At 65.2% G+C, this 15,219-nt stretch carries 13 protein-coding genes; 6 read left to right on the top strand and 7 right to left on the bottom strand.

The genetic code is table 11. The annotated features are described in order from the left end of the window. Positions 1 to 49: 49 nt before the first annotated feature. The 5 genes from hpf to mtrA all read right to left on the bottom strand — a co-directional run bounded on the left by hpf (position 50) and on the right by mtrA (position 5,944). A complete protein-coding gene (gene hpf, locus BEP01S_RS07165; protein ID WP_039212643.1) occupies positions 50 to 712 on the bottom strand; it encodes a ribosome hibernation-promoting factor, HPF/YfiA family in 663 nt (220 codons plus the stop codon). A gap of 66 nt (positions 713 to 778) precedes the next feature. After that, positions 779 to 1,501 carry a ComF family protein gene (locus tag BEP01S_RS07160; protein ID WP_039212645.1) on the bottom strand — a complete coding sequence of 241 codons (723 nt, stop codon included), beginning with the start codon at positions 1,499 to 1,501 and terminating at the stop codon, positions 779 to 781. A gap of 56 nt (positions 1,502 to 1,557) precedes the next feature. Beyond that, positions 1,558 to 3,282, bottom strand: coding sequence for an LpqB family beta-propeller domain-containing protein (locus BEP01S_RS07155; RefSeq protein WP_062241815.1), 1,725 nt, complete (start codon positions 3,280 to 3,282; stop codon positions 1,558 to 1,560). Further along, positions 3,279 to 5,267 (bottom strand): MtrAB system histidine kinase MtrB, encoded by a 1,989-nt coding sequence (gene mtrB / locus BEP01S_RS07150; RefSeq protein ID WP_083532611.1) that lies wholly within the window; start codon positions 5,265 to 5,267, stop codon positions 3,279 to 3,281. The genes BEP01S_RS07155 and mtrB overlap by 4 nt, the downstream gene beginning before the upstream one ends. Continuing rightward, positions 5,264 to 5,944, bottom strand: a complete 681-nt coding sequence (gene mtrA / locus BEP01S_RS07145) for an MtrAB system response regulator MtrA (protein WP_039212647.1) — start codon at positions 5,942 to 5,944, stop codon at positions 5,264 to 5,266. Before mtrA ends, mtrB begins: the two co-directional genes overlap by 4 nt. A 294-nt stretch (positions 5,945 to 6,238) precedes the next feature. Here mtrA and BEP01S_RS07140 point away from each other — a divergent pair, with 294 nt between their 5' ends. The 5 genes from BEP01S_RS07140 to BEP01S_RS07120 are packed head-to-tail and all read left to right on the top strand — an operon-like array spanning position 6,239 to position 11,563. Next, the gene (locus BEP01S_RS07140; RefSeq protein WP_039212649.1) at positions 6,239 to 7,288 is read left to right on the top strand and encodes a DUF7847 domain-containing protein; all 1,050 of its coding nucleotides are present in this window, start codon (positions 6,239 to 6,241) and stop codon (positions 7,286 to 7,288) included. Further along, the gene (locus BEP01S_RS07135) at positions 7,285 to 7,983 is read left to right on the top strand and encodes a DUF4129 domain-containing protein (RefSeq protein WP_062241813.1); all 699 of its coding nucleotides are present in this window, start codon (positions 7,285 to 7,287) and stop codon (positions 7,981 to 7,983) included. Before BEP01S_RS07140 ends, BEP01S_RS07135 begins: the two co-directional genes overlap by 4 nt. After that, positions 7,980 to 9,236 carry a DUF4350 domain-containing protein gene (locus BEP01S_RS07130; RefSeq protein WP_062241811.1) on the top strand — a complete coding sequence of 419 codons (1,257 nt, stop codon included), beginning with the start codon at positions 7,980 to 7,982 and terminating at the stop codon, positions 9,234 to 9,236. The genes BEP01S_RS07135 and BEP01S_RS07130 overlap by 4 nt, the downstream gene beginning before the upstream one ends. Beyond that, the gene (locus BEP01S_RS07125) at positions 9,233 to 10,276 is read left to right on the top strand and encodes an AAA family ATPase (protein ID WP_062241809.1); all 1,044 of its coding nucleotides are present in this window, start codon (positions 9,233 to 9,235) and stop codon (positions 10,274 to 10,276) included. The genes BEP01S_RS07130 and BEP01S_RS07125 overlap by 4 nt, the downstream gene beginning before the upstream one ends. Further along, entirely contained in the window at positions 10,277 to 11,563 is a 1,287-nt protein-coding gene (locus BEP01S_RS07120) for a DUF58 domain-containing protein (RefSeq protein ID WP_039212657.1), read from the top strand. Positions 11,564 to 11,600: 37 nt separating this feature from the next. Here the strand turns inward: BEP01S_RS07120 and BEP01S_RS07115 are convergent, their stop codons facing one another. Then, positions 11,601 to 12,599, bottom strand: a complete 999-nt coding sequence (locus tag BEP01S_RS07115; RefSeq protein ID WP_062241807.1) for a stage II sporulation protein M — start codon at positions 12,597 to 12,599, stop codon at positions 11,601 to 11,603. 113 nt (positions 12,600 to 12,712) lie between these two features. On the opposite strand from BEP01S_RS07115, the gene BEP01S_RS07110 reads away from it, so the two are divergent. Next, positions 12,713 to 13,537: an RDD family protein gene (locus BEP01S_RS07110; protein WP_039212659.1), complete on the top strand. Its 825-nt coding sequence runs from the start codon at positions 12,713 to 12,715 to the stop codon at positions 13,535 to 13,537. A 96-nt stretch (positions 13,538 to 13,633) separates the two neighbouring features. Here BEP01S_RS07110 and ahcY read toward each other — a convergent pair whose 3' ends face one another. After that, positions 13,634 to 15,094: an adenosylhomocysteinase gene (gene ahcY, locus BEP01S_RS07105; RefSeq protein WP_062241805.1), complete on the bottom strand. Its 1,461-nt coding sequence runs from the start codon at positions 15,092 to 15,094 to the stop codon at positions 13,634 to 13,636. Positions 15,095 to 15,219 lie beyond the last annotated feature (125 nt).

Here is a 15,219-nt window from a genome sequence, read left to right as displayed (position 1 = left end):
CCCAGCAACCTCGCGCGAGGTTGCTGGGCCGCCGTCAGGTAGTAATTGGTCAGTCGACTGCTTCTTCGAGTTCGTGGTCGAGGGCGATGACTCCGTAGCTCCAGCCCTTGCGGCGATAGACCACGGAAGGTTTGCTCGACTCCTCATCGATGAATAGGTAGAAGTCGTGTCCGACGAGCTCCATTCGGTTCAGCGCCTCTTCGATGCCGATCGGTGAGGCGTTGAAGGTCTTCTCACGCAGCACCACCGGCGAATCGCCTTCGGCCTTGATGCGACCGTTCGTCTGATCGGCATTGCGATCCGCGTCCTGCTTCGCATCGTCGGCATCCGCATCGGGAACCATCGGTTCGGTCACCGGCATCTTCGCCAACACCTCGGCAGTGGATTCCTTTCGATGATGACCGGACCGCGGCACCTTGTGCCTGTCCCTCGCTCGCCTCAGTCGTTCGACGAGCTTCGCCCATGCCAGATCGAGTGCCGCATATTTGTCGCTTGCCATGGCCTCTGCCCGAATTGCCGGCCCCTTCGCCACAACCGTGAGCTCAACACGCTCGCTCGTCTCGGGCTGGCGGGAGTTCTTCTCGTGAGTGACATGCACTTCGACACGCTGAGCGCGAGGAGCAAGCTGCTCGACCTTCGCGATCTTGTCTTCGATGTGGGCTCGAAAGCTGTCAGAGATGGTCAGTTGACGGCCGTTGACAACGATGTCCATGATGTGTCCTTAGCGACTCGCTCGTCGGATTCATCCGATCCCATGCCCTTGGATGGGTAAACACCGTTATACAGTAAAGGGAGAGACAAATCGAGTGCCCCCGCGACCGAGACCGAGAACAGCTCCTACAGCGGGTCTGATCTGCACCGATGCTAGCAAACGTGCGCTTTCTGCCAAGGTTGCTCCGGTGGTTGAGAAGTCATCGATGAGCACATCTGCAGACGCTGAGCCGGTGCCCGACACGGCGCGAGGTTCCGAGATCTCAGCGATTCTCCTTCGGTCGAGATATTGGGTCCGCTGCGCGTTCTCTGCCCGCTCGATCGCGCCGAGTCCGACTTGGTCACGCGATCGCTTGGCGGCGAGCACATCGTGGACTTCCAGAGGCAGCTCCGGTGAGAGTTCCTTCGCCCGTTCCGCCAAGGTGGCCGTGTGCGATCCGCCCCGACGCCGTCTGGCCCGATCCGAACTGGGCGCCGGGAAGAGCCGGATCGCGCCGCCCGAGTAGCCGATGAGGTCGAGGGCAGCGACGATCGAACGAGTCAGTGCCAGTGCCAAAGGGTCGAGGATGTCTCGGCGTCCTTCGTCTTTGAAACCGACGACCATCTTGGAGATCTGCGAGTTGTATTCGCAGACGCCGACGATCGGGATCGTGCCGTAGCGTGGTTCCATCGCCCGTGGGATTCCGCCGAGCAGCTGCAGGCAACGGGTGCACAGGGACACGTTCTCCCGCCCGCAACCGGCGCACCTTCGGGGCAGGAGCAGTTCGCCGAACTCCCCGAGCAGCCCCATGGGAGCAATCTACTCCATGTCCGACCCGGCGGTTCGGTGTTGAACTGCCCTTCGGGTCAGCCTGGGTAGGAGGGATCCTTCGCGGCGACGTCGACGAGTTTCTGCCATGCGTTCGAGTTGTAGCTGTACAGCGCGCCATCGGAACTGGTGACCAGGATCGAGCGTCCGTCCACTCCGCCGGCGATGCGGCTTCCGTCCGAGACCTCGCCGAGCTGTTCTGCAGGCCCTGTGACTCCGATGCGGAACGGCTGCGCGGATTCGCCTTCCTCTGCGGCCAGAGCCACGAGAGACGTCGATCCTGCCCACGAGACGTCCTTGATCTCGTCGAAGTTCGCGCCCACTTCGATCGGTGTCTCGGAGACGTGGCCGGACGGGTTGCCGGCCTTGTCCCTGGGCACGCCCACTACGTCCACGCGGTCCGGCTCTCCCCTGTGCTTGCTGAGCAGAGCGACTCGGGTTCCGTCTCGTGAGACCTCGATGTCGACGAGCTGTCGGCCGTTGAGGAAGTCGGCGGCCACGGTGAAGGATTTGCCGTCGCGACCGACGGCCTTGAGTTCGCCCTTGTTCTCCGTCTCACCGGTCCAGGTCGTGTTGAAGCGATCGATGCTGGGGCGCACGAGCTTCTTGCCCTCGAGGATCGGGGTGGCGTCGACGGCGTCGGACTTCAATCGCATGAGCTGTTTGCCGCCGTCGGCGAGATACACGTACAGCGAATCGTCCAAGGACACCGCAGGGTCACTGGCTTTCGCCTTCTTCAGGTTCGGACTGTTCTCGACCTTGGCCACGGTCGTGCCAGAGACCCGTGCGAGGTGGTCTTCGGCGAGGACCACGGGTGGACCGTCCACCTGGACCGATGTGTCGGTCTTCGGCTGCAGGCTGGCCGGAATGGCCTGTCCGCCGATGCTCAGGTCGATTGCTGAGATCGAGGGAATGACCTGCAGAGTGGTGGCGATCTGCTGGCGGATCAGTCCCTTCTCGCGGTCCGACGGGGCCGGGTTCTGCGGCCCCAGCGGCACTTGGGCGACGCCGTTCTCGATCGTGACCACATTCGAATCGTTCAGCTTCGCCCCGTCCGGGATCGCAGTGATCACCGCGCCGGAGAGGTAGGGGGCAGGGCCGCTGAGCAGCTCGTTCATCAGCACGGTCGGAGTCGATGACGAGCGAAGGAACCAGCGGGAGTCCGGGACGAGATACGAGTAGTCGGAGGTGAAGAACTGCAGCGAATAGTTGAGGAAGATCGTGCGGAAGTCGGTCTGGCTGATGAGCAGCCCGTCCGGCGCCGAGGAGATCCTCCACTCCCCGTTCTCCTGCCGCAGGGAGAATTCCAAGGTGGATTTAGTGCCCGGTTTGGTGGAGTTGTAGACGCCGGAGGAGTCGACGAGGCCGACGACCGGAGGCGAGATGCTCATCGTCTTCTGATCGGAGGTGGTTCCGACGTTCAGGGAGTCGAGGTCCGTGTCGTTGGGCAGCACCGACACGGATTCCTGCGGGCTCCATTTCTGTGCTTCGCCTTCGGTGAGGAATGACCGTGCCACGGAGAAGTTGTTGCCGGTGCCCGCTCCTGCCCGGAGGAATCCGCGCACGATGTCCGATGGGCTGTCTCCGGGTTCGGGTCCGTCGGGGATCCGTGCGTTGTTCACCCCCGGATCGCCCGAGTCGTCTTCGATATGACCGACGGGTGATGATGTCGGGATCGACGAGCAGCCGACGAGGGCCAGAGCCGTAAAGACGGACACCAGCATGGTCTTCACACGGAAGCCCCTGGGCATCGTGCGTGTCATGGCCGTCCTCCTTCACTGTCGTTCACGCCGTCTGAGTCGCCGTCGCCGTCCAGTTCCGGGTCGCTGACGTCCGTGGACCGCTCCCCTGCCTCAGAATTACCGGCCTCAGCGGCTTCTGCCTCAGCGGAGTCTTCCTCGACGGTGTCCACCTCGTCGTCGGCCGACTCAGCATTCGTCGCGGCGGACTCAACAGTCGCCGACTCAACAATCGATGTGGTCGGCAGAGGTGATGAGGACTGCGGGGCCGCCTCGGTGGGGGTGTCGTTGTCTTCCTCGAGCATCTCCGGCTCGGCTTCGACGACGATTGGGATCGACCCGGTCTGGATGCGGACGGAGCCGTCCGAGGACAGCGGTCCTGCCACGAGCGCAGAACCGCGGATCTGCGCATCGCGAGGCGGCAGGGGCAGAGGCGAAGAGGTGATCTCCTGGTCGGGGCGCCTGGGCATCGTCAGGCGGAAGCACGATCCTTCGCCGGGCTTGCCCCAGACCTGCAGCCAGCCGTTGTGCAGATGGGCGTCCTCGAGCGAGATCGCCAGGCCCAGGCCCGACCCGCCGAGGGTGCGCTTGCGGGCCGGATCGGCACGCCAGAACCGGTCGAAGACGTGCTCAACCTGCTCTTCGTTCATACCGACTCCGTGGTCGCGCACGCTCACGGCCACCGCCTCGGCGTTGGAGGCGACGTAGACGTCGACGGGATTGTTCTCACCGTGTTCGATGGCGTTGACGACGAGGTTGCGCACGATTCGGGTGATGCGCACCCGGTCGACCTCGGCCATGACCGGTGAGGACGGAGCATGGACGACGATGGCCGTCGACATCTGTTCGGCCACCATCGACACGGTCTCGATCACGGAGGTCACGATCGCGCCGATGTCGACGGGTTTGGGCACCAGGGCCGCGGCGCCGGCGTCGTAGCGGGAGATCTCCAGCAGGTCGGAGAGCAGATTGTCGAAGCGTTCGGCCTGCGAGTTCAGCAGCTCCGCGCTGCGCGCGGTGACGGGGTCGAGGTCGTCGCGGGCATCGTAGATGAGGTCCGCGGCGGCACGGATCGTCGTCAGCGGTGTCCGCAGCTCGTGAGAGACGTCGGAGACGAACTGGCGCTGCAGCACCGACAGACGTTCCATCTGCTCGATCTGATGCTGGAGGGTGTCGGCCATGTCGTTGAAGCTCTCACCCAGCACGGCGATCTCATCGTTGCCGTGCACCGGCATGCGTTCGTCCAGGTCACCATCGGCGATGAGTCTGGCCACCTCTGCGCCGGTGCGCACCGGAGTGACGACGAGTCGAGTGACGATCCAGGCGACGGCACCGACGAGAACGACGAGGACGAGGGCGGCGACGAACATCGACCGCTGTACGAAGTTCAGTGTGTCCTGCTGTTCGCTGAGATCGCCGAGGTAGTACAGCTGGAACTGACCGGCTCCCGGGATCTGCAGCTCCTGGGTGATGAGCAGACCCGGTCCCGTGCCGTCGGGCAGGCTCACTGATTGGTAGAGCTTGTCATCGGTCGGGGCTTTGCGGATGGCTTCGCGGAGTTCATCGGTGATGGGCACCTGCGAGGTCTCACCGTCTTCGCTGGGCCCACCGGCGGTGATCGTCGAGAACGAGGAGTTCGGGTCCTTCGGCTGGAGGGTCAGCGAATACACGGACCCGGCCGAACGGTTGTAGATCGAGGACAGCTGCGAACTCAGTGTGTCCTGAGTGACCGCTTGGCCGTCGACCGGTGCCAGTGATCGCAGCTCTGCCAGGATCGACCGCGTCTGCGAGGACAGGGAATCCAGGCGCGTGTCGAAGAGTCCGCGCGCGATCTGCTGGGACATGTAGGTGCCGACGCCGAAGATCGCCACCGAAGTGAGGACGATCGTGAGCACGACGATGCGGACCTGCAGGGAGTGGCTGAACGATCGGAGTATGAAGTTCCAGAACGTCTTCAGTGCCGAGGCCGCGGTGCGGACGGGTCCGTCCACGGCTGACTCGGAAGTCACGCGGCTCTGCCGGCCTTATAGCCGACGCCGCGGACGGTGACGATGATGTCCGGCTTCTCCGGATCGCGTTCGATCTTCGAACGCAGACGCTGCACGTGGACGTTGACCAGCCGGGTGTCGGCGGCATGACGGTAGCCCCACACCTCTTCGAGGAGGGTTTCGCGGGAGAAGACCTGCCACGGCTTGCGGGCCAGGGCGACGAGGAGGTCGAACTCGAGCGGAGTCAGCGACACCGGCGATCCGCCCTTGGTCACCGTGTGACCGGCGACGTCGACGACGACGTCTCCGACGGTCAGCAGCTCGGGAGCCTGCGGTTCGGAGATGCGCAGCCGCGCACGGACACGGGCGATGAGCTCCTTGGGCTTGAACGGCTTCGGCACATAGTCGTCGGCACCGGATTCGAGGCCGAGGACGACATCGACGGTGTCGGACTTCGCCGTGAGCATGATGATCGGCACCGAGGAGATCTCGCGGATCTCCCGGCAGACTTCGAGTCCGTCCTTGCCGGGAAGCATCAGGTCGAGGAGCACAAGGTCCGGGTTGACCTTCTGGAATTCTTCGAAGGCCTGGTCGCCGGTGGCACAGAAGAAGGACTCGAAGCCTTCGCTTTTGAGCACAATTCCGATCATTTCGGCCAAAGCCGTGTCATCATCAACTACGAGGATTCGAGCGTTCATGCTCCCATTGTCCCTTATGTTCGCGTGTTCTTCGGTTCTCGACACTCCTACCCTATCGGGCGTTGTCGTTGACCTCAGGCACCGCATCCGCCGACAACACCGACCCACACCTTCGCCGCGGCCCCGAACACAGTCCCCGCAGCGCTCCTGCAGAGCCTCCGCAATGCCTTCACAGAGAGCCGATCACGGCCTCTGGACGGCTCCCGACTACACGCATCGACACAGTCGACGCTGCCCGATCGGGACAGGGAGACCTCTCGGCACTCGCCGTCGAATCATGGCAGGATTGGCGTGATGGGACAGACGAATGCATGGACCTCGGAGGTCGACTGGCGCACCGGCCGGTGGCAGCCGCGTTCACCGTCCCCTCCCTCACGCGGCTGGCAGCCGCCTCCCCCGCGCGGGCTCCTGCCGAAGCGACCGCTGACGTTCATCGAAGCACTCGACTCCGGCTTCCGCCTGCTGCGGTTCATCCCCACTCTGTCCATCGGCTCCTCGCTCATCGTCTTCACCCTCTGGAGCCTGCTGCTCACCGCCATCGGCGCCCTCATCGCGGTGCAGTTCCTCTCGTTCTTCAACGACCTCAGCGGCAATGAGGATGCCGCCTCCGGCTTCATCGCTCTTGCCCAATTGGGGTCGGTAGCGCTGAGCCTGCTCAGCCTCGGATTGGCCCACCTGCTCTCCGGGCTCATCGCCACAGGTACCCGCGCCTCGTTCGGCGCCCGCAGAACTACCCTGTCGAGGGCATGGAAGTCACTATCGGGACGCCGCTGGCGCCTCATCGCCGCCACACTGCTGATGAGCGGAATCAACCTCGGCCTGCTGTTGGTCCTCGCCGCTCCGACCCTGCTGTTCGCCACTGCCGATTCAGCGGTCCTCGCCTTCGTCTGGGCCGGGCTGGCCGCACTGCTGTGGTTCGCCGCGCTCATCTGGATCAACCTGCGATTGGCGTTCGTCGGATCGGCGATCGCGGTGGAGGATCTGAGCGTACGCGCCGGGATCCGACGCTCCTGGAAGCTGACCGGACGCGGCTTCTGGCGGATGCTCGGCCAGCTGGCGCTCGGATACTTCCTGTCCAATCAGCTCGTCCAGCTCATCATCACTCCGATCGTCTTCATCGTCTCGCTCCTCCTGGGCATCGGCATCACGACGACCGCCGAGTCAGCGACGGCGCAAGCTGCCATCGCGGTCGTCTCCGTCGGTCTGCTGCTCGGACTCACGCTCATCTCCTCGGCAGTCCTATTCGCCTATTTCGCTTGCCTTGTGACGGTCTGCTTCTTCGATCAGCAGATGCGCTCCGAAGGTCTCGACCTCGTTCTCATCCGCGCCGAGGAGGACCGATGATCTCCTCGGCCAGCGTCGACCGTGACACCGGCCGCGAATGGGTCGAGCACGAACTGACGAAATCCGAATACGCCGCCAACGACCTCACCCCCTTGGAGCAGATCGGCCAGTGGTTGAGCTCCCTGTGGGATTCGCTGGTCAGGACCGCCCTTGGCGCGAACTCCCCTTGGCTGCTCGTCTTCGTCGTCCTCGGTCTCGCCGCAATCATCGCCCTCATCGTCTGGCGCGTGCGCCGGGCAGGGTTCCGACGTGTCGGGGTACCGCTGTCCGCATTCGACCCGGTCGTGGCCCAGCCCGAACCGGGTCCGTGGCGTGAGAGCGCGGCCCGGGCCGCGAATGCCGGGGACTTCGAGGCCGCCGTCATCGACCAATCCCGTACGATCTTCGCGGTTCTCTCCGTCAAGCAGATCGTCTCACTCGAGTCCTCGGCCACGGCCAGTGAGATCGCCCGTTCCACCGAGGCGACCCTGCCCGAGCACGGACCCGCCGTCCACGGTGTGGCCGAGGTCTTCAACGACCTCCGGTACGGGGAGGAAGCCGTGCGGAAGGCACGTGCGAACCGCCTCGATGAGGTCTATGCCGAGCTGTGCGCACTGGACCGGACGCTGAGCGCAATGCCGGTCCGCTACCGCCAAAGCGCAGACCGCCACGAAACAGGCGACCAGGCGGCAGACCGCCAGGAGGCACCGGCATGAGCGCACAGTTGGATGTCGCCGCCCGCGGCACCCGGTCGACCACGCGGATTCCGCTGCGCACCCGCCTGCGCTCTGCCTCGGTGTGGATCGTCGCGGCCTTCGTCGTCCTCATCACCGTCATCGCGCTCGTGCTGCTGACCGGGGACGACGAGTCCGAAGAGCCCCTGCACTATGATTCGACGGCGCGCACCGGCACGAAGGCCCTCGTCGAAACCCTGCGCGACCATGATGTCGACGTCACCACCACCGAGGATCAGGAGCAGGCCCGCACAGCCGCCGCCCGACCCGACACCACCCTGCTCATCCCCACGAACACCGGTGCGCTCTCCCCTGGCGACATCGCCGGGCTCCAATACGCCCTGCGCACCCACGGCAACCGCCTCGTCCTCGTCGACCCGGGCCCGTCGATCACGGAGTTCACCGACCGGATCACCGTCAACGACAACCTCAGCCCGTTGGCCGACCCGGAGGCCACGTCCCCGCCGGCTTGCGCCTCCCCCATCGCCCGCAGCGCAGGGGCCGTGACCACGGGCGACGTCGAATACGCGGAGACGAAGAAGAATACAGACGGGATCGCCGCCTGCTTTCCGTTCACGGGGCCCGGGGTCGATGAGATCGACAACGCCGAGGTGGCCCCCGGCTCCGCGCGCGGACAGGTCGTCACCGATTCGGGCGGTTCCGTACCGCTGACTGTGCTCGGCAATCCCGCTTGGGTGACCAACGAGCACATCGACGAAGAAGGCAACGCCTCTCTAGTCCTTTCGCAGCTGTCCCAGACGCAGAACGTCGTCGTCTATCATCCGACCTTCGACGGATCCGATGAGCAGTCGCCTCCGACGACGATCGATTTCGTACCCGACTGGTTCCTCGCCGGAGTCCTGTGGCTGATCCCCTGCGTGCTCGTCCTCCTGCTCGTCATCGGGCGCAGGTTCGGGCCGTTGGCCATCGAGCAGCTGCCCGTCATCGTGCCGGCGGTGGAGACCGTTCACGGTCGGGCCGCCCTGAGCTCCCGCAGCCACGATCGGGACGGGGCGCTGCACACTCTGCGCACCGGTGCGCTGCTGCGCATCGCCAAACGGCTGAGCCTCAGCCCCGATGCCCGCACCCCCGACATCATCGCCCGGATCGCGGCCACCACGGGCGCCGACCCGGGATACCTCCACCATGTCTTCGTCACCGCTTCGGCACACACCGACACCGAACTCATTGAACTCGTCCATCAGCTCACCCAGATCGAAAGTGAGATCCCATGACCCAGCCGCCCCAGGACCCCACGAACCCTCAGGAACCGGTCGCACAGCAGACACCGACCGCCGCGAGCGCACAGACCCCACAGGCGGAGCCAGACCCGGTCCGGGAGGCGTTCACCGGCGTGCGCACCGAGATCGCCAAGGCCGTCGTCGGACAGGACCAGGCAGTGACGGGAATGCTCATCGCACTGCTGTGCCAGGGCCACGTGCTTCTCGAAGGAGTGCCCGGAGTGGCGAAGACTCTGCTCGTGCGCAGCTTCGCGGCCGCAGTCAGCCTCGACAGCTCGCGCGTGCAGTTCACTCCCGACCTCATGCCCAGTGACGTGACCGGGTCGTTGGTGTACGATGCGTCCGCCTCGGACTTCTCGTTCCGTCCCGGCCCGGTGTTCACGAACATCCTCATCGCCGATGAGATCAACCGCACTCCGCCGAAGACCCAGTCGGCTCTCCTCGAGGCGATGGAAGAGCATCAGGTGTCCGTCGGCGGACGCTCCCGGAAGCTGCCCGAACCGTTCCTCGTCGCGGCCACCCAGAATCCCGTCGAATACGAAGGCACCTACCCGCTGCCGGAGGCACAGCTCGACCGGTTCCTCTTCAAACTCGTCCTCGACCTGCCCGAGCGGGATCACGAGTTCGAGATCCTCGACCGGCATGCCCGCGGCTTCGACGCCGGATCCTTGGCAGCGGCAGGTCTGCGTCCGGTCGCCGATGCCGAACTCATCGGCCGGGCTCGTGAGGCGATCGCGAAGATCTATATCGCCCCGCAGATCATCACCTATATCGTGGACCTCGCCCGAGCCACCCGCCAGACCCCTTCCCTGGCACTGGGCGTCTCACCCCGCGGAGCGACGAGGATGCTCGGTGCCGCCCGTGCTCATGCGTGGCTCAGCGGCCGACACTATGTCACCCCTGACGACGTCAAGGCGCTGGCCCATATGTCGCTGTCACACCGAGTCATCCTGCGCCCCGAGGCCCAGATGGATGGTCTCGACGTCGGACAGGTCCTCGATTCGATCATCGCCACGACCGAAGTGCCCCGCTGAATGACCGCCCGGCTGTTCCTGCTCACCCTCCTCGGGCTCGTGCCCGTCATGCTCGTGCCCACGTGGCCGACGGCGCTGATCGTGGCCGGGGTGATCGTCGTGGCCGCGGTCGCCGACTTCTTCCTCGCCCCCAGGATCCACGGACTCGAACTCCAGCGCACACCGGGACCGATGGTCCGCCTCGGCAATGGCACCCACAGCACACTGTCGCTGATCAACGGGACGAACCGTCGGCTGCGGCTGCACGTCCGCGACGCCTGGGTGCCGAGCGCCGGGGCGGTCGAGACTCGGTCCCGTCATGTGCTGGAACCGGGTGAGCAGGCACAGGTGACCACTGAACTGGAACCGACGCGACGAGGTGCGCTGCCCGGTGATCTGGTGACGGTGCGCAGCCACAGCGTGCTCGGACTTATCCGCCGGCAGAAGAGCATCGACGTCCCCGCCACTGTGCGAGTGCTGCCTCCGTTCGTGTCCCGGCGCGAACTGCCGTCGAAGACGCAGAAGCTGCGGGAGCTCGAGGGACGGTCCGCGGTGATGATCCGCGGGATGGGCACCGAATTCGATTCGCTGCGCGACTACGTCGACGGCGACGACGTCCGGTCCATCGATTGGAGGGCCAGCGCCCGCGCACAGAACCTCGTGGTCAAGACCTGGCGGCCCGAGAAGGACCGTCGCGTCGTCATCGTCGTCGACTCCTCCCGTTTCGCCGCCCGCCGCTGCGGCGAGGGCACGGTCTTCGATGCCGCTTTAGAGGCTTCGCTGCTGCTGACGGCTCTGGCGACCGGCGCTGGCGACCGGGTCGATGTCATCGCCGCCGATGCCCGGGTGCGCGCAGTCGCGTCGAGCCACCGAGCGCATGACCCGGTCCACGACCTGTCGGTGGCGCTGACACCTGTGCACCCCGAGCTCTATGAGGCGAACTGGGAGTCGATCGCCGCCGCAGTCATGCAGACCTCGCGGCAGCAGGCGCTCGTCGTCCTGGTCACTCAGCTCGACGAAGCGACCTTCGCCGAGGATATCCTGCCCGTGCTGCCGACCCTCACGACCCATCACCGGGTCGTGGTCGCGGGAGTCGAAGATCCCACACTCGAGGAGCTGGCTGCCGAGCGCGGTGACGTCGAGGACGTCTATACGGCGGCAGCCGCCGAGTCTGAGAGGCTGGCGACGGCATCGTTGCAGACTCGGCTGCGCGGGCTCGGCGTCTCTTCGGTCCATGCTCTCCCGGAGAAGCTTCCCGGTGCCTTGGCCGATCTCTACATCCGGCTCAAGGTCACCGGCGGACTGTGACCGACCACTGTCCGGCGGGCCATGACCTCACGTATGGTCAGCGGTTGGTGGAGATGACCGCATAGCCGGCCTGGTGTTCGTCCAGATCGGCGCTGAGGCCGGCAGCGGAAGCGCGTCTGCCGAAGTACCAGGCGTAGACGACGACCGCGGCGGTATAGGCCACGCCGATGGCGATCTTGAGCGCCGGGGGAATCGGATTCGGGGTAACGAAGCCTTCGATGAGTCCCGAACCGAGCAGCAGAAGCACGAGGCCGCCGGCGACGACGAGCAGCGACCGAGCCTCGCTGGCGAGCTTGTCGCGGCGTAGTCGCGGTCCTGAAATCACCCAGGCGAAGAACAGACGCAGACCCGCGGCAGCGGCGAGGATGATGCAGCTGATCTCCGGGATCCCGTGCGGCAGGATGTAGAGGAAGAAGTCGGAGGCCCGGTCGAACTCGAACATCATCGCCCCGGAGAAGCCGACGTTGACTGCGTTCGAGAACAGTCCGACGATGACATAGGCGCCAGTGATGCCGAGGAGGACGAACTGGACGGCGATCCACGCATTGTTCGTCCACACGCCGACTGCGAAGAAGCCGTTCGGGTTCTCCTTGTAGTAGTCGACAAAATCGTGTTCGGCGAACTGTCTCCGGAACTCACGATCTCCGAAGGTCTCGAGCACTTCGGGATGTGTTCCCGCCCAGATGCCCGACAGCACGGCGACGGCGAGGAACCCGGCGGCCACGATGACGAAGTCCCAGCGCAGCCGATACAGCGACAGCGGCAGGCTGATGACGAAGAACCGTGCGATTCCCGACAGTCCCCCACTAGGCACGGACGAGAGATGGTTGCGGGAGCGGTGGACGATGGCCGAGAGTCGGGCGGCTTCGAGAGAGTCCGGGGCCACGGTCGTGATCCGCGAGAGGTCCTTCGACGCGGCTCGGTAGAGCTCGAGGAAACGAGTCGTCTGCTTGGGTGTCAGCGTGTTCTTCTTCGCCAATGCCGACAGCTCCAGCCAGGCATCGCCGTGCAGCTGGGCCAGCAGGTTCGGATCCATTCCTCCACCCTATCGAAGACTGCGCATGGGCACCTCCGACGCGGCGAGAGGCACACGGCATGCTCTCGGCGAAACGACCATCTCTGTGCTCACTGATATGACACGATGGTCGGGTGAGTACTCTGATCACCGGTGAAGCCGTCGAACTCAATGTCCAACCGGCCGCTCTGGCGGCTCGGGCACTGAGCTGCCTGATCGACTACATCGTCTATTCGCTGGTGAATATCGGACTGCTCGTGGCCATGTTCTGGCTGATGCTCAAGGTGCTCGATCTCAACGGACTGCTCCTCGGCTCGCTCATGACCGTCATGACGATCTTCGTGTTCGTGCTGCTGCCGATGCTCGTCGAAGTGCTCAGCCACGGTCGCTCGCTGGGCAAGCTCATCCTCGGGCTGCGTGTGGTCCGTGACGACGGCGGTGCCGTGCGGCTGCGACACTCCTTCATCCGCGCCCTGCTGTGGCCGTTCGAGATCGTCTCCAGCGGCGGCGGCATCGCGGCTCTGTCCGGGCTCCTCTCACCGCAGGCCAAACGCCTCGGCGACTATCTGGCCGGAACCATCGCCGTGAGCGAACGCAGTCGACCTCTGCCGCCCATGCAGACTCATGTGGCTCCTCACCTGCAGGACTGGCTGAACCGCACCGACGTGACATCGATCCCCGACGGTCTGCATCGGCGCATCGTCCAGTTCCTCGCCATGGCACCGCAGCTCGGCGCGGAATCGCGGTGGCAGCGAGCGATCGAACTCGCCACCGAACTCAATCCGTATGTGGCACCGGCCCCGCCGGAGGGAACGTTTCCCGAACAGTTCCTGTCCGCCGTCATCCACCGGCAGCGCATCGCAGAGGTCGAGAAGCAGCGCCGACGCACAGACCGTGCGAACGCTTTCCGGTCCGGAGTCGACACGCTTCCCTTCGGTCTCAGCCTCACCCGTCGCTGACGAGCCGGCTCGACAGCGGGCGATCCGGCCCACTAGCGGCCCAGTCCCCGGGCGAGAAGCGTGCCGAGGCTCGACCTGCTCCTCGCCGATGAGGGATCAGTACCGGTAGTGCTCGGGCTTGAACGGTCCGGCCACATCGACACCGATGTACTCGGCCTGCTCCTTGCTCAGCTCCGACAGCTTCGCCCCGAGCGCCGGCAGGTGAAGGCGCGCCACCTTCTCGTCGAGTTCCTTCGCCAGTCGGTGCACCGAATTTCCGTAGTCGTCGTGGGCGTGCCACAGCTCGATCTGGGCGAGCACCTGGTTGCTGAACGATGCACTCATCACGAACGACGGATGTCCGGTGGCGTTGCCCAGGTTGAGCAGGCGTCCTTCTGAGAGGACGAGGAAGTCCGTGCGGTCGCGGCCGAGTCCCGCCTCGGCGGGTACGGGCACGCTCCACTCGTGGACCTGCGGTTTGATCTCGATCTTCTCGACTCCGGGCAGTCGGGACAGTCCTGCCAGATCGATCTCCTCGTCGAAGTGACCGACGTTGCCGACGATGGCGCCGGGTTTGAGCGTCTGCAGCACGTCGACGTCGAGGACCCGGGTGTTGCCGGTCGTGGTGATGATGATGTCGGCCTGGGGAGCCACCTCGGCGAGGATTTCGACCTGGAAACCGTCCATCGTCGCCTGCAGCGCACAGATCGGGTCGATCTCCGTGACGATGACTCGCGCTCCTTGCCCGCGGAGGGCCTCAGCTGCACCCTTTCCGACGTCGCCATAGCCGATGACGACAGCGATCTTTCCGCCGATGAGCACGTCGGTGGCGCGGTTGAGTCCGTCGGGCAGCGAGTGGCGGATTCCGTAGCGGTTGTCGAACTTCGACTTCGTCACCGAGTCGTTGACGTTGATGGCCGGGAAAGGCAGTGCTCCCTGTTCGGCGAGACGGTAGAGGCGGTTGACTCCTGTCGTCGTCTCCTCGCTCACACCCTTGATTCCCGCGGCCAGGCGAGCGAACCGGCCGGGAGCGGCCTCGATGGATGCGGCGATCTGCTTGAGCAGAACCTTGAACTCCTCCGAGTCCTCGGCCCCGGCAGTGGGCACTCCCCCGGCGGCTTCGAATTCGGTGCCCTTGAGCACGTACATGGTGGCGTCGCCGCCGTCGTCGAGGATGAGGTTCGGTCCGTCTGCGAAGTCGAAGATCTTGTCTGCGGCCCACCAGTATTCGTCGAGGGTTTCGCCCTTCCATGCGAAGACCGGGACGCCGGCCGGGGCCTCGGGCGTGCCCGAGCCGACGACGACGGCCGCTGCAGCTTCGTCCTGCGTGGAGAAGATATTGCAGCTGGCCCACCTGACTTCAGCGCCGAGCGCGACGAGGGTCTCGATGAGCACTGCGGTCTGCACGGTCATGTGCAGGCTGCCGGCGATGCGAGCTCCGGCCAGCGGTGCGGTCGAGGCATATTCCTCGCGCAGCGCCATGAGGCCCGGCATCTCCCTTTCGGCGAGGCGGATCTGATGTCGGCCGGCCTCGGCCAGGCTGAGATCGGCGACCTTGAAGTCAGTGGAATCGAGCACGGTACCTCCATACGGCGGGCTGTCTGATCGGCTTCGAGTCTATTGCCGAGCAGGCGGCTTGTCGCGTCGCGCCCGATCTGCGGACAGCGAAGGCCCCGTCGGACTGGCAGCTCAGTGACGCAGAG

The organism is Brevibacterium epidermidis NBRC 14811 (assembly GCF_001570805.1).
In the GTDB taxonomy this organism is placed as follows: Bacteria; Actinomycetota; Actinomycetes; order Actinomycetales; family Brevibacteriaceae; genus Brevibacterium; species Brevibacterium epidermidis.
Note: the sequence above shows the minus strand (reverse complement) of the source record. Positions and strands in the feature narration are given on the sequence as shown.